The organism is Streptomyces coeruleorubidus, assembly GCF_028885415.1.
Taxonomy (GTDB): domain Bacteria; phylum Actinomycetota; class Actinomycetes; order Streptomycetales; family Streptomycetaceae; genus Streptomyces; species Streptomyces coeruleorubidus_A.
Map to the genome: position 1 here is coordinate 4,706,070 of NZ_CP118527.1, position 22,149 is coordinate 4,728,218.

The following is a 22,149-nucleotide window of genomic DNA, read 5'->3' on the forward strand; positions in this document are numbered from 1 at the left end:
CCCGAGCCGTGTCCACAAACGCTGTCCCACTGACACAACTACCCTGCGCGCCTCGGGAGTTACAAGCGGTTCCCGAAGTGTTCACCATCCCGGGGCGGACGGGTGGGGTGGCCGGGAACGCAGACGGAGGTCTCGCCCCTGGGGTGAGACCTCCGTCTGCGTGGGGCCGCTCACGCAAGCAGCGCCGGGATCGTCTCTTCGTGAGCCTTCCGAAGGTCCTCAAGGGACAGTTCGAACTCGCCCTGAAGCTCCACCGTGGCACCGTCCACGACACCGATGCGGGTGACGGGCAGACCCCGGGCCCCGCACATGTCGTTGAAGCGGACCTCCTCCGAACGCGGCACGGCCACGACGGCGCGGCCCGCCGACTCGGAGAAGAGGAAGGTGAAGGCGTCCAGACCGTCCGGGACGATCAGGCGGGCGCCCTTGCCGCCGAGCAGCGCCGACTCGACGACCGCCTGGATCAGACCGCCGTCGGACAGGTCGTGCGCGGAGTCGATCATGCCGTCGCGGGAGGCGGCGATCAGGATCTCGGCGAGCAGGCGCTCGCGCTCCAGGTCGACCTTGGGCGGCAGACCGCCGAGGTGGTCGTGGACGACCTGCGACCAGGCCGAGCCGCCGAACTCCTCACGGGTGTCGCCGAGGAGGTAGAGCAGCTGGCCCTCCTCCTGGAAGGCGACCGGCGTGCGGCGGGCGACGTCGTCGATGACGCCCAGGACCGCGACCACCGGGGTCGGGTGGATGGCCGCCTCGCCCGTCTGGTTGTAGAGGGACACGTTGCCGCCGGTGACCGGCGTGCCGAGCTGCCGGCAGGCGTCCGCCAGACCGCGCACGGCCTCCGCGAACTGCCACATCACCGCAGGGTCCTCGGGCGAGCCGAAGTTCAGGCAGTCGGAGACGGCGAGCGGCTTGGCGCCGGTGGTGGCGACGTTGCGGTACGCCTCCGACAGCGCGAGCTGCGCGCCCGCGTACGGGTCGAGCTTGGCGTACCGGCCGTTGCCGTCGGTGGCGAGGGCCACGCCGAGGCCGGTCTCCTCGTCGATCCGGATCATGCCGGAGTCCTCGGGCTGGGCGAGGACCGTGTTGCCCTGCACGAAGTGGTCGTACTGGGAGGTGATCCAGGACTTGGAGGCCTGGTTCGGGGAGCCGACCAGCTTCAGGACCTGGTCCTTCAGTTCCTCGGAGGTCCGCGGCCGCGGCAGCTTGTTCGCGTCGTCCGCCTGGAGGGCGTCCTGCCAGGACGGGCGGGCGTACGGGCGCTCGTAGACCGGACCCTCGTGGGCCACCGTGCGCGGGTCGACGTCGACGATCTTGCCGCCGTGCCAGTAGATCTCCAGGCGGTCGCCGTCGGTCACCTCACCGATGACGGTGGCGATGACGTCCCACTTCTCGCAGATCTCCAGGAAGCGGTCGACCTTCTCCGGCTCGACGACCGCGCACATGCGCTCCTGCGACTCGCTCATGAGGATTTCCTCGGGAGAGAGCGTGGAGTCGCGCAGGGGGACGTCGTCCAGGGTGACGCGCATGCCGCCAGAGCCGTTGGAGGCCAGCTCCGAGGTGGCGCAGGACAGGCCCGCCGCACCCAGGTCCTGGATACCGACGACCAGCTTCTCCCTGAAGGCCTCCAGGGTGCACTCGATGAGCAGCTTCTCCTGGAAGGGGTCGCCGACCTGGACGGCCGGGCGCTTCGAGGGCTTGGCGTCGTCGAACGTCTCGGAGGCCAGGATCGACGCGCCGCCGATGCCGTCGCCGCCGGTCCGGGCCCCGTACAGGATGACCTTGTTGCCCGCGCCGGACGCCTTCGCGAGGTGGATGTCCTCGTGCCGCATCACGCCGATGCACCCGGCGTTGACCAGCGGGTTGCCCTGGTAGCAGGAGTCGAAGACGACCTCGCCGCCGATGTTGGGCAGACCCAGGCAGTTGCCGTAGCCGCCGATGCCCGCGACGACACCCGGCAGCACACGCTTGGTGTCGGGGTGGTCGGCGGCGCCGAAGCGCAGCGGGTCGACGACCGCGACCGGGCGGGCGCCCATGGCGATGATGTCGCGGACGATGCCGCCGACACCGGTGGCCGCGCCCTGGTAGGGCTCGACGTACGACGGGTGGTTGTGCGACTCGACCTTGAAGGTGACCGCGTAACCCTGGCCGACGTCCACCACACCGGCGTTCTCGCCGATGCCGACGAGCAGGGCGTCGTTCTCGGGTGCCTTCTCGCCGAACTGGCGCAGGTGCACCTTGCTGCTCTTGTACGAGCAGTGCTCCGACCACATCACCGAGTACATGGCGAGCTCGGCACCGGTGGGCCGGCGGCCGAGGATCTCGACCACGCGCTCGTACTCGTCCTTCTTCAGGCCCAGTTCGGCCCAGGGCAGCTCGACGTCGGGGGTCGCGGCCGCGTGCTCGACCGTGTCCAGAGGCGTCCGGCTCATGCGTTGACCAGCTTCTTGAGGATCGAGGTGAAGAACGGGAGACCGTCGCTGCGACCGGTTCCGATCAGCGGCTCGACGGCGTGCTCGGGGTGCGGCATGAGGCCTACGACGTTGCCGGCCTCGTTGGTGACACCCGCGATGTCGTTGTTCGAGCCGTTGGGGTTGACGTCCAGGTACCGGAAGGCGACCCGACCCTCGGACTCCAGCGCGTCCAGCGTGCGCTGGTCGGCGACGTACTGTCCGTCGATGTTCTTCAGCGGGATGTGGATCTCCTGGCCGGCGGTGTAGTCGCTGGTCCAGGCCGTCTCGGCGTTCTCCACGCGCAGCTTCTGGTCACGGCAGATGAAGTGCAGGTGGTTGTTGCGCAGCATCGTGCCGGGCAGCAGATGGGCCTCGGTGAGGATCTGGAAGCCGTTGCAGATGCCGAGGACCGGAAGGCCGGCCTTCGCCTGCTCGATCAGCGGCTCCATGACCGGCGAGAAACGGGCGATGGCCCCGGCGCGCAGATAGTCGCCGTAGGAGAAACCACCGCACAGCACCACGGCGTCGACCTGCTTGAGGTCCTTGTCCTTGTGCCACAGGGCGACCGGCTCGGCGCCCGCGAGCCGGATCGCGCGCTGGGTGTCCCGGTCGTCCAGACTGCCGGGGAAAGTGACGACGCCAATACGAGCGGTCACTTCACGGCCTCCGCGACTTCCTCGACCCGGACCGTGAAGTCCTCGATCACGGTGTTCGCGAGGAACGACTCCGCAAGATCGTGAATGCGGGCGAGGGCGGCCTCGTCGACCGGCCCGTCAACTTCCAGTTCGAAACGCTTTCCCTGGCGGACGTCCGAGATCCCCTCGAAACCCAGCCGCGGCAGTGCGCGCTGCACCGCCTGGCCCTGGGGGTCGAGGATCTCCGGCTTGAGCATGACGTCGACTACGACGCGTGCCACTGGCACTCCCGGTGTGTGGTGCTGAGCAGGTTCCTTCAGACTACCCGCACAAAATTTCTACGCGCGTCGACTTGTAGGAATCTACGTGACGGTCATCACGATCCGGCATCAACGTGCCCACACACGAAAATTTCCGGGAAAGATTCCGGGTCGGCACCCGAAACCTATTGCGTTCGGACACGCGGAAGGATTTAGTCGGGTTTCACATTGCATTGCCGGGCACTGTAGAAATGAATTGGCAAGTGCCGCAGGAAGGGACCGATATTCGTGGCGCAGAAGGTCGTGGTCACTCTCTTTGACGACATCGACGGCTCGGAAGCGGCGGAAACGATCGCCTTCGGACTGGACGGCAAGTCGTACGAGATCGACCTGAACGAAGTCAATGCCGGCGAACTGCGGAAGGCGCTCGCGCCCTACGTGGAGGCCGGCCGCAAGCGGTCCCGCTCGGGCAGGACGTACCGGCAGACGGAGGTCGCCCCCGACCCGTCGGCCGTGCGCGCCTGGGCCCAGGCCCACAAGATGGAGGTCCCCGCGCGCGGGCGCATTCCCAAGAGGGTCTACGAGGCGTTCACCGCCGCGCAGTGACCGCCCGGTGAGGCCGGGCGGACGACCGGTCACCCGCCCCTCGCGGCAACCGACTTGCGCAGCACCCCGGCTGATCAGCTAGAGTCTGGAGCACGCCGAGGGGCGAGGCCGAAAGGCCCAGCTCACGGAAACACGCGGGTGTAGTTCAGTAGTAGAACATCCCCCTTCCAGGGGGAAGGCGCAGTGTGCGATTCCTGTCACCCGCTCTGCATCGCCAGTACCGACCACTCTTGTGGATCAGGTAGGCTGGTGCCCGCACCGATCGGTGAGAGCCGGTCGGGAGCAAACGCGGACGTAGCTCAGTTGGTAGAGCGCAACCTTGCCAAGGTTGAGGTCGCGAGTTCGAGCCTCGTCGTCCGCTCGGGAATGAGACCCCGGTCCTGATGGACCGGGGTCTTCTTCGTGTTTCCTTCTCCGCTTCTGACATTTGTCATGCCGAGTGATGACAGCGCGCACTGCTCCCGGGGCCGTGCGGCCGGGACGCTGAAGACATGGAAACCAACGGACACGAACACGTGATTGAGGTCACCGACCTGCGGCGTGTGTACGGGGGCGGGTTCGAGGCGGTAAGCGGAATCAGCTTTTCCGTACGGCGTGGGGAGATCTTCGCCCTGCTGGGCACCAATGGCGCGGGCAAGACGTCGACCGTCGAACTGCTGGAGGGACTCGCGGCCCCGGCGGACGGCCGGGTGCGGGTCCTCGGGCACGACCCGTACACCGACCGGGCCGTCGTACGGCCCCGCACCGGGGTGATGCTCCAGGAAGGCGGCTTCCCGTCCGAGCTGACCGTCGCGGAGACCGCGCGGATGTGGGCGGGCTGCGTGAGCGGGGCCCGGCCGCCGGCGGAGGTCCTGGCACTGGTCGGGCTGGAGTCGAAGGCCGGCACCCGGGTCAAGCAGTTGTCCGGCGGCCAGCGGCGCCGGCTGGATCTGGCGCTCGCGCTGCTCGGCGACCCCGAGGTGCTCTTCCTGGACGAGCCGACCACCGGGCTGGACGCCGAAGGACGCCGCGACACCTGGGAGTTGGTGAGCGCGCTGCGCGACGGCGGTACGACGGTGCTGCTGACCACGCACTACCTGGAGGAGGCCGAGAACCTCGCCGACCGGCTGGCGATCATGCACGAGGGCCGCATCGCCACCACCGGGACCCCGGCCGAGGTGACCGCCGCCGAACCGTCCCGGATCTCCTTCGAGCTGCCCGAGGGCTACTTCGTCGGCGATCTCCCGCCGCTCGGCGAGCTGGGCGTGACCGGGCACGGGACCGACGGCCGGATCATCCGGCTCCGCACCCATGAACTGCAGCGGACGGCCACCGGGCTGCTGACGTGGGCCGCGCAGGCCCGGGTGGAGCTGCGCCGCCTGGACGTGCGGTCGGCCTCCCTGGAGGAGGCGTTCCTCGGGATCGCCAAGAACGTCTCGGCGGAGCAGGCCATGGGGATGACGACGAAGGAGTACGCGGCATGAGCGCCACGCACACGACGACCCGCCCGGCGCCGGCGGCGACTACTCCCCTGAGCCGGATGACGGCTCTCGCCCGTGCCGAAGTGACCCTGCTCGGGCGCACCAAGGGCGCGCTCGTCGCCGCGCTGTTCGCACCGCTGGTGCTGCCGGTCAGCACGTCCCAGATGGCCAAGGAGATGGACCTCGCCGAAGTCGGTCTGGACACCGGCACGCTGGTCCTGCCCGCCGCGGTCGGCTTCTCCCTGCTGTTCGCCGTCTACTCGGTGCTCGTCGGCGCCCTCGTCGTCCGGCGTGAGGAACTCGTCCTCAAGCGGCTGCGCACCGGCGAGCTGCGGGACGTCGAGATCCTGACCGGCGCGGCCCTGCCGGCCGTCGTCACCGGGCTCGCGCAGAGTCTGCTGCTGGTGGTGGGCTGCTCGGTCCTGCTGGATCTGTCCGCGCCGCCCGCGCCCCATCTGGCCGTCGTCGGCCTGCTGTTGGGGCTCGTGATGTGCGCCGCGCTGGCCGCCGCCACCGCGAGCTTCACCCGGACCGGCGAGAGCGCCCAGGTCACGCCCCTGCCGCTGATGCTCGTCTCGTGGATGGCTTCTGGCATGTTCTTCCCACTGGAGCTGCTGCCGGACCGGGTGGCCTCCGTCTGCGAACTGCTGCCACTGACACCCGTCGTCACCCTGGTGCGAGGCGGCTGGACCGGCGACCTGTCGGCGTACGAGGCGCTGGGCGCCGTGGCGACGGCGGTGGCCTGGATCGTCATCGCGGTGTTTGCTGTACGGCGGTGGTTCCGCTGGGAACCGCGGCGCTGACCGAAGGGGGAGTGACGGGCTGATGCGCTGGCCGGGCAGGTGGTGGCGGCGGCAGAGCAAGCCGGAGAAGGTCGAGACGTACACCCGGTGGTCGTTCTACTCCTTCGCGGTGATCGAGTTCATCGCTGTCGGACTCCTGGCCGCCCCCCTGGGGGTGTGGCCGGGGGCCGGGCTGCTGCTGGTGCTGGGCGTGCACGCCGCGGTCTGCTTCGTCACCGTGTCACGGTCGCTGGACTGGACGCGGGGCAGGCGGCCGCAGCCCGTCCGGCTGCTCTGGACGCTGGCCGCCGTCACCGCCGCGGTCGGCGTCGCCGCGATCGGCATCGCGGACCGCGGACCGGGCGGCGAGCAGGTGGACACCGCCGCAGGCGGGGCCTTCGGGGTGGTGGTCGTCGTCGGGGCCGGCATCATCGCGCTCGGCATCCGTGAGCGCAAGCGCGTGTTCGCCGTCGTCGGGGCCTTCGCTGTGAGCTCCTGGATCGTGGCGTTCACCCGGGGTGCCCCGGCGGGCGAATCGCTCTTCGCGTCGGTGATCGCGCTGTTCTGCGGCGGTCTCCTCGCCTTCACCGCTGTCATCTCCGTATGGCTGCTCAACATCGTCTATGAGCTCGACGAAGCGCGTGAGAACCGGGCCCGGCTCGCCGTCGCCGAGGAACGGCTCAGGTTCGGGCGGGACCTGCACGACGTCATGGGGCGCAACCTCGCCGTCATCGCGCTCAAGAGCGAACTGGCCGTGCAGCTCGCCCAGCGGGACCGGCCGGAGGCCGTGGCGCAGATGGTCGAGGTGCAGCGGCTCGCGCACGAGTCGCAACGGGAGGTACGGGAGGTCGTCCGGGGCTATCGGGAGGCCGATCTCGGAACGGAACTCTCCGGGGCGCAGGGGGTGCTGACCGCGGCCGGCATCGACTGCACGGTGAGCGGGGCGACGGCGGCCGGGCTGCCGGTCGCCGTGCAGTCCGCCCTGGGGTGGGTGGTGCGGGAGGCCGCGACGAACGTCCTGCGGCACGGGGACGCACGGCGGTGTGCGGTGAGGCTGCGGGTGCTGGAGGGGCACGTGGTGTTGTCCGTGGAGAACGACGGGGTCAGCGAGGCCGGGGACGGGTCGTCCGGCTCGACCGGCTCCGGGCTGGCAGGGCTGCGGGAGCGGCTGGCGGAGATCGACGGGACGCTGGAGGCCGGGCCCACGGGCCGGGGGCTGTTCCGGCTGACGGCACGGATTCCATTGCCGTCGCAGAATCCGCTGCCGTCGCAGTCCGGCCCTTCCGGCCCCTCCGGCCCTTCCGGGTCCACAGCCGCTGTGCGTTCTGTGAGTGAGGTCATGCCATGACGGCCGTAGAACCCGTGCGGCTGCTGCTCGCCGATGACGAGCACCTCATCCGTGGCGCGCTCGCCGCGCTGCTGTCCCTGGAGGACGACATCATGGTCGTCGCCGAGGCTGCCACCGGGCCGGAGGCGATGGCGATGGCCCGGGCGCACCAGCCCGACGTCGCCGTACTGGATCTCCAGATGCCCGGCGCCGACGGTGTGAAGGTCGCCACATCCCTGCGCACCGAACTGCCCGGCTGCAAGGTGCTCATCGTCACCAGCCACGGGCGGCCCGGGCATCTGAAGCGGGCTCTGGAGGCCGGGGTGCGGGGGTTCGTGCCGAAGACCGTGAGTGCGCAGCGGCTCGCGGAGCTCATTCGCACGGTGCACGCCGGGAACCGTTACGTCGACCCCGAGTTGGCCGCCGACGCGATCGCCGCCGGGGACTCGCCGCTGACCGCCCGGGAGGCCGAGGTGCTGGAACTCGCAGCCGACGGCGCGCCGGTGGCCGAGATCGCGGAACGGGCCGCGCTGTCACAGGGGACCGTGCGGAACTACCTGTCGTCGGCCGTGTCGAAGCTGGGGGCGGAGAACCGGCATGCCGCGGTGCGGCTCGCGCGGGAGCGAGGTTGGGTATAGTGGTTCTCGCGCCACGGCGCATGCGAACGTAGCTCAGTTGGTAGAGCGCAACCTTGCCAAGGTTGAGGTCGCGAGTTCGAACCTCGTCGTTCGCTCCAGCGAGAAGCCCCCCGGTTCCGGCCGGGGGGCTTCTCTGTGTCCTGGATCCAGGTCCTACGTCCAGCTGGTGCCGGTCAGGCGCTCGTACGCCTCCACGTACTTGGCGCGGGTGGCCTCCACGACGTCCTGCTGCAGCGGGGGCGGGGGCTGCTCGCTCTTGCGGTCCCAGCCGGACTCCGGCGACGTCAGCCAGTCGCGGACGTGCTGCTTGTCGTACGACGGCTGCGCGTGGCCCGGCTGCCACTGGTCGGCCGGCCAGAAGCGGGAGGAGTCCGCGGTGAGGACCTCGTCCGCGAGGACCAGGGAGTCGCCGTCGAAGCCGAACTCGAACTTCGTGTCCGCGAGGATGATCCCCCGGTCGCGGGCGATGTCCCGGCCCCGCGAGTAGACGGCGAGGGTCGCCTGACGCAGCCGGGCGGCGGTGTCGGCGCCTACCTGGCGGGCGACCTCCTCGTAGGAGACGTTCTCGTCGTGCTCTCCGACGGCGGCCTTGGTGGCCGGGGTGAAGATCGGGGCGGGCAGTTCACTGCCGTCGACCAGGCCTTCCGGGAGGGCGAGGCCACAGACCGTGCGGGAGTCGTTGTACTCGACCAGGCCCGAGCCGGTCAGGTAGCCACGGGCCACGCACTCCACGGGGACCATCTGGAGGGACTTGCAGACGAGCGTGCGGCCCGCCCAGTCGGCGGGGGCGCCCGCGGGCAGTTCCGTGCTCAGGACGTGGTTCGGGATCAGGTCGGCGAGCTGGTCGAACCACCACAGGGAGAGCTGCGTGAGGATCCGGCCCTTGTCGGGGATCTCGGTCGGCAGCACCCAGTCGAACGCGGAGATGCGGTCGCTGGCGACCATCACGAGGTCGCCCGCCTCGTTCTGGTACAGCTCACGCACCTTTCCGGTGTGCAGATGCACCAGGCCCGGAACCTGGATCGGCTCGGGCTTCTCTACGAATCCGGACACGGTTCCTCCCCGTGGTTGAACAAGAGGGGCGCCCGCAGGGCTCCCATTGGGTGGCGGTGGGAGACGGGCGAGCCTATGGGTCGATTCTCCCGTACTCGGGACTGATCACGGACAGTGGGTCAGTCGCGTTTGCAGATGCGGTCGAGGAGGTTTGCGGTGGCCCGTTGGATGCGGGGGTCGACGTGGCCCGGGCGGTCCAGGGCCGGGGTCCAGGCGAACGTTCCGGATGCGAAGACCCAGGCGCCGGAGGGGGCGCGGTACAGGGACGTCTCCTGGTGGCGGGATGCGCCCTCCTTGTCGGTGTACGGGGAGTGGGCGAGCAGCACGCGCTCCTCGTGCTCGGGCAGCGGGGTGCGCGGGAAGTAGCGGTCGGCCTCGCCGGCCACCATGCCCTCGATCTCGTCCCCCTCCTGCGCCCCGGTCGCCTCCCACAGCCAGTGGCCGGCGTTGCGCACGATCAGCGGATGCGGCACGGGGACGGGCCCGGCGTACTGGATGCCGATGAGCTGCTGCTCCGCCCGGTCGATCTCCCGCCACAGCACCGGCTTGCCGGGGCCCCTGCGCTTGCGGCAGGTCAGCAGGCGGTCGGGGACGCCGGACGGGGAGGGGCCCAGCTCCACCTGCCAGTACATCGAGTTGGCGGAGAGGAACACGAGCGAGGTGCCGGCGTCGCGGGCGAGCTCTACGGCGCCGCGCATCGCGGCCGACCAGTACTCGTCGTGGCCGGGGAAGACCAGGCCGCGGTAGCGGGTGGGGTCGACGCGGCCCGCGTGCAGGTCGCCGGCGGTGGCGTAGGCGGCGTCGTAGCCGTAGCGCTCGGCCCAGCGGATGAAGTCGTAGGCGTGGCCGACGTGCAGGGGGAGGCCGGCGCCCGCGTACGGGCGGTCGAAGGAGACCGTGGCGGCGGCCTCGGACTCGCCCAGCAGCCGGCCCTTCTCGTCCCAGGCGTGGTAGAGGCTGGCGCCGGTGCGGCCGTCCTCCGGGTAGAGGTTGTACGCCTGCCAGGTGATGTCGGGCAGGACGAGGAGCAGGTCGGCGGGCTGGTCGTGGCGGACCGTGAACGGGACGTGGGAGCGGTAGCCGTCGGCGGTGGTGAGGACGGCGACGTACGCGCCGATGTTCCAGTACGACGGGATCTGGAGCCGCCAGGACAGCCACCAGTGGTGGCAGGAGACCGTACGGTCCGCCGTGAGCGGCGGGGGCTGCACCATGCCGGACAGACGCGGGCTGGTGGTGATCTTCGCGGCGCCGTCACCGCCGTAGTGGCCGATGCGGTAGATGTCGACGCCGAACTCCTGGGGCGGGTCGACGGTGATGTGGAAGTCGATGGCCTCGCCGGGCGCGACCGCGCCGGTGGAGGTGAAGCCCTTGATCTGGCAGTGAACGTCGTCGGCCGCGCGGGGGCCGCCGGAGCGGCTGCCCTTCTTCGGGGCCTGGGCCGGATCCTGGTCCACGTACCAGGGGACGACCTGGCCGCTGTCGTCGAAGTACGTCACGTTTCCGCGCAGCCACGGAACGGGGCCCTGCCCGAAGGGATCCGTCACGGCGTGCGCCAGCGCTCCCGACTCCCAGCGGCGGATCTGCTCCGAACCCATGGTTGCTTCCCCTCCCCTTCGCCCCCGTGGTTGTGCGTGCTGGTGTGCGTTGCCTACTGGTGTGGTGTCTGCGGGTTCTGCGGCCTGTGCGGCGTACTGGGGGCTGTGCGGTCCCGTCGTGCTTATGTGCTTGTCGTATGTCGCAAGCCCTTGCCATGTGCGCGAACGGTCCAAGCACATCACATAATGCGCGCACTTCGTCACTGTTCGTTTCGAATTGGCCAGAAGCGGAAGCGGGTGCTCCGGCGGTCAACCGAGCCGGACCGGCTTCTCGGGGCGTATCCCAAGCTCGGCCAGCCAGGCCCGCAGGGGGGTGGAGTCGCCGTCCTCGATCAGGGTGAGGACCTTGGGCGCCAGGTCGGCGGTGCGCTCGCCGTTGTGGAGGAGGGTCGGGCCGTCCAGCCAGTCCAGGCCCGGTGTCGCACCGGCGGTGTCCATCGCGGCGCAGCAGATCATCGCCGTGAGGTGGTCGGCGAGCAGTTCGCGGGCCGTACGCGGGGGCTGGAGGGGGAAGAGGGGGAGGGTCCGGTCGTCCCAGAGGGCGGCGGGGTCCGGGGTGGCCGGGGAAGGGGCGGTTGAGGAGGGGGCGGTCGAGGGGGCGGTGGCCGACGGGCTCGGCGTCGCGGTGGCCTCCTCGCGGGACAGTTCGGCGCTGAGCCGGGCGGCGAGGGTGGCGCTGCGGGGGGTGGTGCCGGAGAGGTCTTCTTCGTCGTCGTTGGGGGGTGGTTCCGGGCTTCTGGATAGTTCCGGGCTTCGTGTGGTGAAGGGGGTCTCTCCGGCTTGGTCCGTCAGGCGGTCCGCTCGGTCCGTCAGGTGGTCGAGGACGCGGGAGAGGGTCGGGCCGCCGGTGTTCGGGGCCGTGCTTCCCAGGGCCGGGCGGACGCCCATGGCGTCCAGGACGCGGTGCAGGCGGGCCGCGTCGACGCGCCACTTGCGGTCCACTACCTCCTCCGGATACTCGCTCCAGCCCACCGGCGACCAGTCGGGACCGGGCCCCGCGGGGCCACCGTGGAAGAGGCGAGCGGCGAGGAGGGAGGCGGCCTCGTCGACCGCGCCCGGCTCCTCCAGCAGATCGCAGGCGGGCCGCTCACCGAGACGGGAGGCGAAGCCCTCGGCCAGGCGGTCGCGCCGGGACAGCTCCGTGAGCGCCGCCACCACACCGGCGTCCAGCCGGGACGGCCAGCGGCCCATCCGCCAGGCGGGCAGCGCCACCCGGGTCAGCAGCCGGTCCCAGCCCGCGTACGCCAGGCCCACCTGCTCCTGCGCGACGATCCGCAGCCCGTAATCCACAGCCTGTGCACGCTCCGCGGCCGCGGCGGCCACGCCCCGCTCCATCTCGGCGGCGTGCACACGGCAACTGCGCAGCAGAAGCCGGGCCACCCAGCCGACACCGGCCAGCCCGGCCCGCGACACCCGCCCGCGGTGCGGCGCCGAGGCCACGGCCACCGCGGCGTCCAGGCCCCGGACGAAGCGCCGGGCGGCGGCTATGTCCGGGTGCGCCGAGGGGCCCGTACCGGCGACGACCGGGGCGAGGACCGCGCGCAGCTCGCCGACCCGCATCCACCACAGGAAGGGCGAGCCGATGACGAGGACGGGGGCGACCGGGTGACGGCGGTGGGTGGGTCTCCCGCCGCCCGCTATGTCGTCGTGCTCCTCGGCGGGGGGCGGGCCGTGGGCCCGGTGCGTGCGGTCCTCCAGCCAGCTGTCGCAGTCCGGTGTGAGCGCTATCGCGGAGGGCGCTGGGACGTCGAGGCGGTCGGCGAGGTCGCGCACCATCCGGTACAGGTCGGGGGCCGCCTCCTCGTTGATCGGGATGGTCGGGCTCATGGCGGGGCGGGCCCGGGCGACGACCAGGGCGACACCCGCGGCGGCGAGCAGCACGAGGACCGCGACCGGCGTCAGGGTCCAGCGGACGGCATCCCAGCCGGGGCCGACGAGGCGGCCGGTGGCGGCACCCGCCAGCAGGATCACGGCGACGGCGGCGGGCAGCAGGGCGACGGCCAGCGCGCGGCTGCGGATGCGCAGCACGACGAGCGCCCGTGACCGCGCGGCCTGCGCCCCTGCCTCCACACCCATTCCGGTCACGACCGACCTCACCCCCTCCCCGCTGGCCTGACGCTTTCCTTGCTCACTCCCCCACTGTGGCACCCGTCACTGACATCGCAATGCCGGTGGGCCAAGTGCCGGAACGCTTGCGCCGCACCCTAGTTGGGGCTCCGCCCCCCGTCAGCCGGATAGGGCATCGGTCACTCGATGGAATGGCTTTGGGGAGAGGTGGATGACGGAAAGCGAGGATCGGGCCCCGCATACCGAAAACTTCAGGCCCCGGATCCTGAGACGGATCCGGGGCCTGTGGGGTTCATCGCGCGGGGGCGGTTTCCCAGCCCGGTGGGGGCATGGGACCGGTTACGCGCCTGCCGCCTTCGCGGCGATGTCCGTGCGGTGCTGGGAACCGTCCAGCCGGATGCGGCCGACGGCCGTGTAGGCGCGGTCACGGGCCTCGGCGAGGTCCTTGCCGGTGGCCGTGACGGACAGGACGCGGCCGCCCGCGCTGACGATCGCGTCGCCGTCACGCTTGGTGCCGGCGTGCAGCACGTACGCGTGCGGGGCGTCCAGGGCGGCGACCTCGTCGAGACCGGTGATCGGGTCGCCGGTGCGCGGGGTGCCGGGGTAGTTGTGCGAGGCGACGACCACCGTGACGGCCGCGTCGTCGCTCCAGCGCAGCGGCTCCAGGTGGGCGAGGTTGCCGGTGGCCGCGGCCATCAGGAGACCGGCCAGCGGCGTCTTCAGCCGGGCCAGGACGACCTGGGTCTCGGGGTCGCCGAAGCGGGCGTTGAACTCGATCACGCGGACGCCGCGGGAGGTGATCGCGAGTCCGGCGTAGAGCAGCCCGGAGAACGGCGTGCCGCGGCGCTTCATCTCGTCCACGGTCGGCTGGAGGACGGTCTGGAGCACCTCGTCGACCAGCTTCGGGTCGGCCCACGGCAGCGGGGAGTACGCGCCCATGCCGCCGGTGTTCGGGCCCTGGTCGCCGTCCAGCGCGCGCTTGAAGTCCTGGGCGGGCTGGAGCGGCAGGACCGTCTCACCGTCGGTGACGGCGAACAGGGAGACCTCGGGGCCGTCGAGGTACTCCTCGATGACCACGCGTTCGCAGGCGGCGGCGTGGGCCCTGGCCGTGTCGAGGTCGTCGGTGACGACGACACCCTTGCCGGCGGCGAGCCCGTCGTCCTTGACGACGTACGGGGCGCCGAAAGCGTCGAGGGCCGCGTCGACCTCCTCGGGGGTCGTGCAGACGTACGACCGTGCCGTGGGCACCTCGGCCGTCGCCATGACGTCCTTCGCGAAGGCCTTGGAGCCCTCGAGCCGGGCGGCCTGCCCGGACGGGCCGAAGACCGGGATGCCGGCCTCGCGGACGGCGTCGGCGACACCGGCGACCAGCGGCGCCTCCGGGCCGACGACCACGAGGTCCGCGCCGAGCTGCTTGGCCAGCGCGGTGACGGCCGTGCCGTCCAGGGCGTCGACCTGGTGCAGCTCGGCGACCTCGGCGATGCCGGCGTTGCCGGGGGCGCAGTGCAGCGCGGTGACGTCGGGGTCGTGGGACAGGGAGTGGCACAGGGCGTGTTCGCGGGCGCCGCTGCCGATGACGAGGACCTTCACGGGGGTCAGCCTAACGGGAGGCGGCGGGTTTCCTTTGTGCGGGCTTCCGAAGGGGGTGGGGATCTTGGGTTGGAGGTTCCTCCAGGTGGGGGTGTGCCGGTTCCCTCGGGCAGGGTTGTCCGATCGGGCAGGGTTGTCCGCCCGGGCAGGGCTTGTCTGCCGCTCAGGGCTTGTCCGGCCGCTCAGGGCTCGTTCGAGAATTCCTCCACCACCGTCGCCCCCAGCTCCCGGACGATCAGCTCCTGGCCGGAGAGGGCCGACTCGTCGAGGTCGGGGTCGTCGTCCTCGGGGATGTCGTCCTCGACGGAGACCGACCGGGGCTCCGGGGCGGAGGGCTGGGGTACGGGGGCGGTGGGTGCAGTCGGAGCGGAGCCGCGGGTGGGCGCGCTCGGCTGCTGGGCGGGGGTGGACGGGGCGGCCGACTGGGACGTGGCAGGGCGCTGGGCGGTCGCCGTACCGCCGCTGCCGGGGCCGGGGCCGGGGCCGGTGTTGTATCCGCCGCCGCCACCGCCGCCGTAGCCACCGGCGCTGCCGCTGTGGCCGCCGTGGCCGCCAGGTCCGCCCTGGCCACCTCCGAACCCGGAGGGGCCGCCCGGGGCCTGCGGCGCGGAGCCGCCGGAGGGGTCGACGATCGCCTCGATCTTCCACTGGACGTTGAACTGCTCGCCCAGCGCCTGCCGCAGCACGTCCTCACTGCCGCTGCTCAGGAAGTTGTCGCGCGCGCCGGCGTTGACGAAACCGAGCTGGAGGGTCGTGCCGTCGAAGCCGGTCACCTGGGCGTTCTGGCTGAGCAGGATCCAGGTGAAGCGACGGCGGTTCTTGACCGCTTCCAGGATGTTCGGCCAGAGCATGCGGGGGTCGAGACCGCCGGGTGCCGGGGCGGCCGGTGCCGGGGCCGAGGGTGCCGATGGGGTGGTGGGTGGGGGCGCGCTCGGAGCGGGGGAGCTCGCTGCCGGGGGGTCGACGCGGGTGCGGGAGCGGGCGCGGGTGCGCCCGAGGCGGCCGTGGGCCAGCCGCCGGGGCGGCGGCCGCTGCCTGCGGAAGCCGCGGTGGGCCAGGCGCCGGGGGCCGGGGCGGAGGCGGCTGCGGGAGCGTTGGAGGGAGCGGGAGCCTGAGCGGGCGGTGCCTGGGGTGGCTGGGCGGGCTGGGCCTGGGCAGGCCGGGCGTGCCCGCCGTCGGCGGGGCCGGAGGGGGTTGCCGGGTCGGCGGGAGCGGGGTCGGCGGGAGCGGGCGTACCCGACACCGCCGGCTGCTGCGCGCCCTGACCCGCCGCAGCGGGGGCATGCGCATGCCCGGCCGCAGCCGGCGCATGACCACCACTGCCACCGCCACCACCGGGGCTCGCGGCACCCGGTGCTCCGGAGGCACGGACCGCCGCCCGGGCCGCGGCCGGACCGCCACCCGGCGGAACGGGAGCGGCCGCCGGACCGGCCGCCGCTGCCCCATGCCCCTCGGGCCCTGGCGCGTACCCCATGGCGGGCATGCCGGCGGGGCCCTGGGAGGAGAAGTTCACGCCACGCTCGATCCGGTCCAGGCGGGCCATGACGGACCGCTCGTCGCCGTAGGCGGCGGGGAGCAGAACGCGTGCGCAGATCAGCTCGAGCTGGAGGCGGGGCGAGTTGGCGCCGCGCATCTCGGTCAAACCCTCGTTGACGAGGTCGGCGGCCCGGCTCAGCTCGGCGGCGCCGAAGGTGCCGGCCTGGGCCTGCATGCGCTCGATGACGTCGGCGGGGGCGTCGATGAGCCCCTTCTCGGCCGCGTCCGGGACGGCGGCGAGGATCACCAGGTCACGCAGCCGCTCCAGCAGGTCGGCGACGAACCGACGGGGATCGTTCCCGCCCTCGATCACACGGTCGACGACCTCGAAGGCCGCGGCCCCGTCACCCGTGGCGAAGGCCTCGACGACGGAGTCCAGGAGGGAGCCGTCGGTGTACCCGAGCAGGGAGGTCGCCATGGCATACGTCACACCGTCCGCGGCGGCGCCGGCCAGCAGCTGGTCCATGACGGACATGGAGTCACGCACGGAGCCGCCACCGGCGCGCACGACGAGCGGCAGCACACCGTCCTCTACCGGGATGGCCTCCTTCCGGCACACCTCGGCGAGGTACTCCCGCAAGGTCCCGGGCGGGACGAGCCGGAACGGGTAGTGGTGGGTCCGCGACCGGATGGTCCCGATGACCTTCTCGGGCTCGGTGGTCGCGAAGATGAACTTGAGATGCTCCGGCGGCTCCTCGACGACCTTCAGCAGCGCGTTGAAGCCGGCCGACGTGACCATGTGGGCCTCGTCGATGATGTAGATCTTGTACCGACTGCGCGCAGGTCCGAAGAAGGCCTTTTCACGCAGGTCACGGGCGTCGTCCACGCCACCGTGGGAAGCGGCGTCGATCTCGATGACGTCGATGGAACCGGGTCCGTTGCGCGCGAGGTCCTGACACGACTGGCACTCACCGCACGGCGTGGGCGTAGGGCCCTGCTCGCAGTTCAGACACCGGGCCAGGATCCGCGCACTGGTCGTCTTGCCACAGCCGCGCGGCCCGCTGAACAGGTACGCGTGGTTGACCCGGTTGTTCCGCAGCGCCTGCTGCAACGGGTCGGTGACGTGCTGCTGCCCGATGACCTCGGCGAAGGTCTCCGGGCGATAGCGGCGGTACAGAGCGAGAGACGACACGCATACGAGGTTATAGGCGCCCACTGACAACGGACCCCGCCACAGGAAGCCCGGAACGCAAACGCCCCCCACGCACCCGCCAGAGCCAACCTACCCTTGCTGCCTTCCGGCCCTGGGGGAGTTCAGTCAGATAGCGCCGCGTGAGGGGCTGCGCCAAGGCTACCTGATGTCGGGGGCAGGGAACGAGTTCGCGAGCACTCCTCTCGGTCATGTAATGTTTCCGGCGGAGGATTCGCCTAGAGGCCTAGGGCGCACGCTTGGAAAGCGTGTTGGGGGCAACCCCTCACGAGTTCGAATCTCGTATCCTCCGCCAGTGCCTCACCGGGCACGATGTCGAAGGGCCCCACCGTTCGCGGTGGGGCCCTTCGACGTTGCCTGTCTCAGTTTCCGTCTCAGTTGGTCATGTACCGAGCGCGCATCCGGTCCGCTCCCCCGGGCTCCCACCCCGTGATCGAGCCGATGACGGCGTCCGGGACGCCGAGGATGAGGAGCACGGTCGCGGCGGTTCGGCGAGCGTCATGGAGACGGCCGTCCCGTACACCTGCCGCCCGCAGGAGCCGCTTCCAGATGGGAAGTCGGTGTTGGGGCTCAGCGGCCCGCCGGTCGGCGAGGCGAACACGTAGCCCTTGCCCTTCCAGTCGGCACCCGTCGTGATCCGCTCCCGCTCCTGTGCCTCCTCGATCGTGTACGGCTCGAGCTACTTGGATCACTGTCGATGCGAACGGGTCCGGGACGGTGTCCGGCGGCGCCACTACGATCGCCGGCTATGGACTGGCTCGAGCGCACCGCGAAGCTGAGGCAGTGGACCAGAAGCGGGACTCGCGCTCCGCACAAGCCGCTGCTGTTCCTGTACGCCCTCGGGCGGTTCCAGCAGGGCGCCGACGACGAGCTGCGGTACAGCGCAGTGGAAGAGGACCTGAAGCGGCTGCTGTCCGAGTACGGGCCGCCCAACAAGACGACGCCCGCCTACCCGTTCCATCACCTGGTCAGTGACGGGGTGTGGGAGGTGCGTACCGATCGCGGACCGGGCAGCCCCGGTAGCGGGGCGCGGGAGCTGCGGGCCGCGGGAGCGGCAGGGAGCCTGGCGCCCGATCTGCGAACGGCGCTGCGGCGTGAGCCATCGCTGCTCGGCCGGATGGCGCGGGTACTGCTCGACCTGAACTTCCCGGCCTCGCTCCACGACGAGCTGTGCGAAGCCGTCGGTCTGGAGCTGGAGCAGGCCGAGACCGCCGAGGTCTCGGCCGTGCAGCGGCGCCGGGACCCACGGATGCGGGAGCTGGTGCTGACGGCCTACGAGTACCGGTGCGCCTTCTGCGGCTATGACGGCCGGATCGGCGCGGTTCCGGTCGGGCTGGAGGCCGCGCATGTGCGGTGGTGGGCGTTCGGCGGCCCCGACGACGTCGACAACGGACTGTGTCTCTGCTCGCTGCACCACAAGCTCTTCGACAAGGGCGTCCTCGGTGTCGGAGACGGCCACCGCATCCTGGTCTCACAACGGTTCGTCGGCCACAGCCCTGCCGCCCACGAACACGTCATAGCGCTCGCGGGCCGTCCGCTCGTCGGACCTCAGCCGGGCATCCGCTCCATCGCACCGACCCATCGCGCCTGGCACGCGAGCCAGGTGTTCCACGGCAGCCCACGCCCCGCCGCAGCCGTCTGGCAAGTAAGAAAGTGACGGTGACCATCCCTGAAGATCTCCTTGAGGAGATCCGCGCCGAGGCAGCTGAGCGGGGCCTGTCGGCGTACGTGGCCGAGGCACTGCGCTTCAAGCGTGACCGGGACCGGCTGCGGGAGCTCGTGGACTGGCTGCGGGAGGAACACGGTCCCGTCACCGATGACGAACACGCGGAGGCGTTGGAGGCGCTGGCGGACCTCGACGCCGAGCACGAGCGCCGCCACGCCGCCAAGCGCAAGGCCGGAGAGGCCGCGTGAAGAAACGGGCGGGCGAGCACGGGCAGCCGCGGCTGCGCATCTTCGTGCTCGACTGCGAGGCCCTGTCCCTCGCCGTGCGCGGTGACCGGAAGATGATCGCGTGGCTGGACCTCGCAGCGCGGGGCGAGGCCGAGGTGGTGACATCTCCGATGACGCTGGTCGAGGCATACGACGGCAGAACCACCGATCAGCGCTGGGACTGGGTCCTCTCGCGCCTCAAGGTTCCCGAGACCGGGAAGGACGAGGCACGTCAGGCCCGTCGGCTCCTGGCCGACGCGAAGCTGCACGGACACAAGTACGCCGTCGACGCGGTACTGGCCGTCATCGCCCGACAGCAGAAGGGGCAGGTCACCGTCTTCACCTCGGACGTGGACGATCTGGAGCGTCTGGTCCCGGAGTCGATCGTCGTCAGGAAGGTCTGCCCCGCGGCGGACAGTCGACGAGGTCAGCCGATGTCGTCGCGGCGTGCATCGGGCGCGCACCGGCCGCCTGCAGCACCCTTTCGTGTGACCTCATCGGCGTTGCCCGTCCGCCATCCTTGAATCGTGTGTGTGCCGGTTCCCCTTGCGGCCCCATCGTGCTCTTCGACGGAGAGGTGTTCCCATCAGTAAGCCCAGCGGATCAACACTGGCCGCCTGGCTGTTCAGGCTTGACACAGCGCGGCTGGAGCGGGTCCTCATGACGAGGACCGATGCCGTTTCCCCTCCGGAACCGAGGTCGGTCGGCGAACTGGCGGACCGCCTGCAACGCCCGGGGGCGGTGGCACAGGTCCTGCCTCGGCTCTCGCTCCCGCACCTGCAAGTGGCCGAGGCGCTCGCGGCGCTGGCGCCCACCACCCGCGATGCCTTGGCGGAACTGCTGGGAGCGATGGACGAGGAGCGTGCTCGCGGGCTGGACGCCGCCCTTCGGGCGCTGGCCGATCACGCGCTGGTCTGGCCGGACGGTGAGGGACTGCTGCGCATGGTGGCGCCGCTGCGGCAGGCGTGGGACGCTCCGCTGGGACTGGACGCGCCACTGCGTCAGCTGCTGAAGGACACCACCTCCGACGAACTGCGCCGCATGCTGGGGTCATTGGGGATCAAGTCCGGTGGCACAAAGCAGCAGCGGCTGACGGACCTGGTGGAACACCACAGCGACCGGGAGCGGATCACCGAACTCGTGGCACGGGCTCCGGTGGCCACCCGCAAGCTGCTTGAGCGCCGGGCGAGGACCGCGCCGGAGCGGTCGGAGTTCCTCGTGTTCGGGGCTCCGGGGATCGATTCGGAGCCGGATTCGCGATGGGCGCTTGAGCGGGGACTCCTGGTCCAGGACCGTCGCGGGTACGGAACGGCGCGCATGCCGGCCGAGGTGGCGCTCGCACTGCGCGGGCCCGGCTGGCGGACTCCGTTCGAGCCCGCCCCGCCCGACGTGCCGGCCATGCCCGTCACCCCGGCCGAGGTGGACCGCGAGGCGACGGCAGCGGCCATGGCATTCGGCGCTCATGCCGCCTCGGTTCTCACGGTGTGCGCCGCCTCACCGCCGGCCCGGCTGAAGAGCGGCGGGATCGGAGCACGCGAACTCTCCCGGGTCTGCAAGGCGGCACGCTGTGACGACGTCGTGGTGCGCATCGTGCTCGAAACGGCGTACGCGGCCGGGCTGTTGGCCCGGGACGGCGACAGGGTCACGGCGACGGAAGGTTATGACGCCTGGGCGGAACAGGAGCCGGCAGAACAGTTCGCGGTGCTTCTCCAGGCGTGGCGGACACTGCAGCTCACCCCCGGCCAGGCCCGCGACGAGGACGGCAAGGCCCTGCCCACGCTTGCCGGAACACCTCCCTGCGACGGCTGTCTGCAGGCCCGGGAGGGTCTCCTCGCCGCCGCAGCAGGGCTTCCGGCGGGGCAGGGCGTGAAGAGTCACGCTGACCTGGGCCCACTCGTCGCCTGGCACCGTCCGCTCGCCCATCCGCTGCCCCAGGACGCCACGCCGTTCGCCACCGTGAGCCGCGAGGCGGAACTGCTCGGCGTTCTCGCCCGGGGCGCTCTGTCCCCCATCGGGACTGCCCTGCTGGACAATGACGCCGAAGCACCGGCCGCCGCCTGCCGACGGCTGCTGCCCGCCGCCACCGGCACCGCACGCTTTGGCGCCGACCTCACAGCCGTCGTCACCGGCACGCCGTCCGCCCGTCTCACCACGCTGCTGGATTCGGTCGCCGACCGCGAAACCGGCGGCACGGCGTCGGTGTGGCGGTTCAGTCCCGGCAGCGTCCGCCGGGCCCTGGACGCCGACCGCACTCCCGACGCCATCGAAGCCGACCTGGCCGCCGTCGCCGTCGAACCTCTCCCCCAGCCACTGGTGTACCTGATCCACGACACCGCGCGCGGTCACGGCCGGGTGCGCATCGCCCCCGCGGCCTGTGTGCTCCACAGCGAGGAGCACACCCTCCTGGCCGAGCTGGCCGCCCACCGCAAACTCGCCGAACTCGGCCTTCGCCACCTGGCGCCGACGGTACTGGTGAGCCGCGCCCCGCTGGAAAAGACGCTCGCCGCCCTCCGAGCCGCGGGCTATGCCCCAGTCGCCGAGACCGCCGACGGGACGGTACGAGTCGAGAAGGCGCAGCGCCACCGCGCCGTCGCCCCGGTCCCGTCCCCGCGCCCGCCCGGCGGCACCTCCCGCCGCCGGAAGGCCGACGGCCGAACGGAGCAGGCTCCGGCGACGGCCGACCTGCGTGCCCTGGCCACTGGGCTGAAGACCGCCCCACCGGCCTCCCCGCAGCCCGACCCGTACAACGGCATCCCCTTCGACAGCGACACCGAGGAAATCATCGCCGGGCTCGCCCGTCAGCTGTCCCTCACCGATGTTCGGCAGCTGGCTCATGCCGTCAACGAAGACCAGGCGATCACCATCGAATACGTCGCCGCCTCGGGCAGCCGCACCATACGGACCCTCAGCGAGCTCGATCTCGACCCGCCCTACCTGTACGCCTGGTGCCACCTGCGCAACGACGAGCGTGTCTTCACCCTCTCCCGCATTCACGGCGTCATGCCCGGGTAGCCGCGTGGTCTCAGTCCTGGTCTCATTCACCGTTCGCGGTGGGGCCCTTCGGCGTT

The 22,149-nt window shown here is 71.3% G+C and carries 18 protein-coding genes, 4 tRNA genes, 1 other RNA gene and 1 pseudogene; 13 read left to right on the forward strand and 11 right to left on the reverse strand.

The genetic code is table 11. From position 1 onward, the window contains the following. Positions 1 to 170 precede the first annotated feature (170 nt). Genes purL through purS form a run of 3 tightly spaced genes read right to left on the reverse strand, consistent with a single transcriptional unit; the run spans position 171 to position 3,366 of the window. Positions 171 to 2,429, reverse strand: a complete 2,259-nt coding sequence (gene purL / locus PV963_RS21865) for a phosphoribosylformylglycinamidine synthase subunit PurL (RefSeq protein WP_274817448.1) — start codon at positions 2,427 to 2,429, stop codon at positions 171 to 173. Next, a complete protein-coding gene (gene purQ / locus PV963_RS21870) occupies positions 2,426 to 3,106 on the reverse strand; it encodes a phosphoribosylformylglycinamidine synthase subunit PurQ (RefSeq protein ID WP_274817449.1) in 681 nt (226 codons plus the stop codon). Before purQ ends, purL begins: the two co-directional genes overlap by 4 nt. Next, positions 3,103 to 3,366, reverse strand: coding sequence for a phosphoribosylformylglycinamidine synthase subunit PurS (gene purS / locus PV963_RS21875; RefSeq protein ID WP_010045045.1), 264 nt, complete (start codon positions 3,364 to 3,366; stop codon positions 3,103 to 3,105). The genes purQ and purS overlap by 4 nt, the downstream gene beginning before the upstream one ends. Before the next feature lie 267 nt (positions 3,367 to 3,633). Between purS and PV963_RS21880 the strand changes: the two genes are divergently transcribed. From PV963_RS21880 to PV963_RS21915, 8 genes are all read left to right on the forward strand, one after another. Next, on the forward strand, positions 3,634 to 3,951 hold the full coding sequence (locus tag PV963_RS21880; RefSeq protein WP_274817450.1) for a histone-like nucleoid-structuring protein Lsr2: 318 nt from the start codon (positions 3,634 to 3,636) through the stop codon (positions 3,949 to 3,951). A gap of 134 nt (positions 3,952 to 4,085) precedes the next feature. Next, positions 4,086 to 4,157 (forward strand) — tRNA-Gly (locus tag PV963_RS21885). An 82-nt stretch (positions 4,158 to 4,239) separates the two neighbouring features. Next, positions 4,240 to 4,312 (forward strand) — tRNA-Gly (locus PV963_RS21890). Between the two features lie 130 nt (positions 4,313 to 4,442). Continuing rightward, the gene (locus tag PV963_RS21895; protein ID WP_274817451.1) at positions 4,443 to 5,414 is read left to right on the forward strand and encodes an ABC transporter ATP-binding protein; all 972 of its coding nucleotides are present in this window, start codon (positions 4,443 to 4,445) and stop codon (positions 5,412 to 5,414) included. Continuing rightward, complete coding sequence (locus PV963_RS21900) at positions 5,411 to 6,214, forward strand: ABC transporter permease (protein ID WP_274817452.1); 804 nt, start codon at positions 5,411 to 5,413, stop codon at positions 6,212 to 6,214. The genes PV963_RS21895 and PV963_RS21900 overlap by 4 nt, the downstream gene beginning before the upstream one ends. A gap of 22 nt (positions 6,215 to 6,236) precedes the next feature. Beyond that, positions 6,237 to 7,541, forward strand: coding sequence for a sensor histidine kinase (locus tag PV963_RS21905; protein ID WP_274817453.1), 1,305 nt, complete (start codon positions 6,237 to 6,239; stop codon positions 7,539 to 7,541). Then, positions 7,538 to 8,158 carry a response regulator transcription factor gene (locus PV963_RS21910; RefSeq protein WP_274817454.1) on the forward strand — a complete coding sequence of 207 codons (621 nt, stop codon included), beginning with the start codon at positions 7,538 to 7,540 and terminating at the stop codon, positions 8,156 to 8,158. The genes PV963_RS21905 and PV963_RS21910 overlap by 4 nt, the downstream gene beginning before the upstream one ends. A 22-nt stretch (positions 8,159 to 8,180) precedes the next feature. Further along, positions 8,181 to 8,256, forward strand: a tRNA-Gly gene (locus tag PV963_RS21915). 55 nt (positions 8,257 to 8,311) lie between these two features. Here PV963_RS21915 and PV963_RS21920 read toward each other — a convergent pair. From PV963_RS21920 to ffs, 7 genes are all read right to left on the reverse strand, one after another. Then, positions 8,312 to 9,211, reverse strand: a complete 900-nt coding sequence (locus PV963_RS21920) for a phosphoribosylaminoimidazolesuccinocarboxamide synthase (protein WP_274817455.1) — start codon at positions 9,209 to 9,211, stop codon at positions 8,312 to 8,314. 119 nt (positions 9,212 to 9,330) lie between these two features. Then, positions 9,331 to 10,806: a N,N-dimethylformamidase beta subunit family domain-containing protein gene (locus PV963_RS21925; RefSeq protein WP_274817456.1), complete on the reverse strand. Its 1,476-nt coding sequence runs from the start codon at positions 10,804 to 10,806 to the stop codon at positions 9,331 to 9,333. 249 nt (positions 10,807 to 11,055) lie between these two features. Continuing rightward, positions 11,056 to 12,882 carry a hypothetical protein gene (locus PV963_RS21930; RefSeq protein ID WP_274822086.1) on the reverse strand — a complete coding sequence of 609 codons (1,827 nt, stop codon included), beginning with the start codon at positions 12,880 to 12,882 and terminating at the stop codon, positions 11,056 to 11,058. Positions 12,883 to 13,212: 330 nt separating this feature from the next. After that, positions 13,213 to 14,463, reverse strand: a complete 1,251-nt coding sequence (gene purD / locus PV963_RS21935; protein WP_274817457.1) for a phosphoribosylamine--glycine ligase — start codon at positions 14,461 to 14,463, stop codon at positions 13,213 to 13,215. A gap of 182 nt (positions 14,464 to 14,645) precedes the next feature. After that, complete coding sequence (locus PV963_RS21940; RefSeq protein WP_274817458.1) at positions 14,646 to 15,314, reverse strand: DNA polymerase III subunit gamma/tau; 669 nt, start codon at positions 15,312 to 15,314, stop codon at positions 14,646 to 14,648. Beyond that, the gene (locus tag PV963_RS21945; RefSeq protein ID WP_274817459.1) at positions 15,233 to 17,131 is read right to left on the reverse strand and encodes a DNA polymerase III subunit gamma and tau; all 1,899 of its coding nucleotides are present in this window, start codon (positions 17,129 to 17,131) and stop codon (positions 15,233 to 15,235) included. The genes PV963_RS21940 and PV963_RS21945 overlap by 82 nt, the downstream gene beginning before the upstream one ends. A 54-nt stretch (positions 17,132 to 17,185) precedes the next feature. Then, positions 17,186 to 17,284: signal recognition particle sRNA small type (gene ffs, locus PV963_RS21950), an RNA gene on the reverse strand. Between the two features lie 72 nt (positions 17,285 to 17,356). Between ffs and PV963_RS21955 the strand changes: the two genes are divergently transcribed. Then, positions 17,357 to 17,444: transfer RNA gene (locus PV963_RS21955), tRNA-Ser, on the forward strand. A 91-nt stretch (positions 17,445 to 17,535) separates the two neighbouring features. Here the strand turns inward: PV963_RS21955 and PV963_RS21960 are convergent. Further along, a pseudogene (locus tag PV963_RS21960) lies at positions 17,536 to 17,810 on the reverse strand (tyrosine-type recombinase/integrase); the annotation flags it as partial. Positions 17,811 to 17,897: 87 nt separating this feature from the next. Here PV963_RS21960 and PV963_RS21965 point away from each other — a divergent pair. The 4 genes from PV963_RS21965 (at position 17,898) to PV963_RS21980 (ending at position 22,093) form a co-directional block, all read left to right on the forward strand. Beyond that, positions 17,898 to 18,806, forward strand: coding sequence for a phosphorothioated DNA-binding restriction endonuclease (locus PV963_RS21965; protein ID WP_274817460.1), 909 nt, complete (start codon positions 17,898 to 17,900; stop codon positions 18,804 to 18,806). Then, on the forward strand, positions 18,788 to 19,063 hold the full coding sequence (locus PV963_RS21970; protein ID WP_274822087.1) for a CopG family transcriptional regulator: 276 nt from the start codon (positions 18,788 to 18,790) through the stop codon (positions 19,061 to 19,063). Before PV963_RS21965 ends, PV963_RS21970 begins: the two co-directional genes overlap by 19 nt. After that, positions 19,060 to 19,605, forward strand: coding sequence for a hypothetical protein (locus PV963_RS21975; protein WP_274817461.1), 546 nt, complete (start codon positions 19,060 to 19,062; stop codon positions 19,603 to 19,605). The genes PV963_RS21970 and PV963_RS21975 overlap by 4 nt, the downstream gene beginning before the upstream one ends. Positions 19,606 to 19,741: 136 nt before the next feature. Beyond that, positions 19,742 to 22,093 (forward strand): helicase C-terminal domain-containing protein, encoded by a 2,352-nt coding sequence (locus PV963_RS21980; protein ID WP_274817462.1) that lies wholly within the window; start codon positions 19,742 to 19,744, stop codon positions 22,091 to 22,093. Positions 22,094 to 22,149 lie beyond the last annotated feature (56 nt).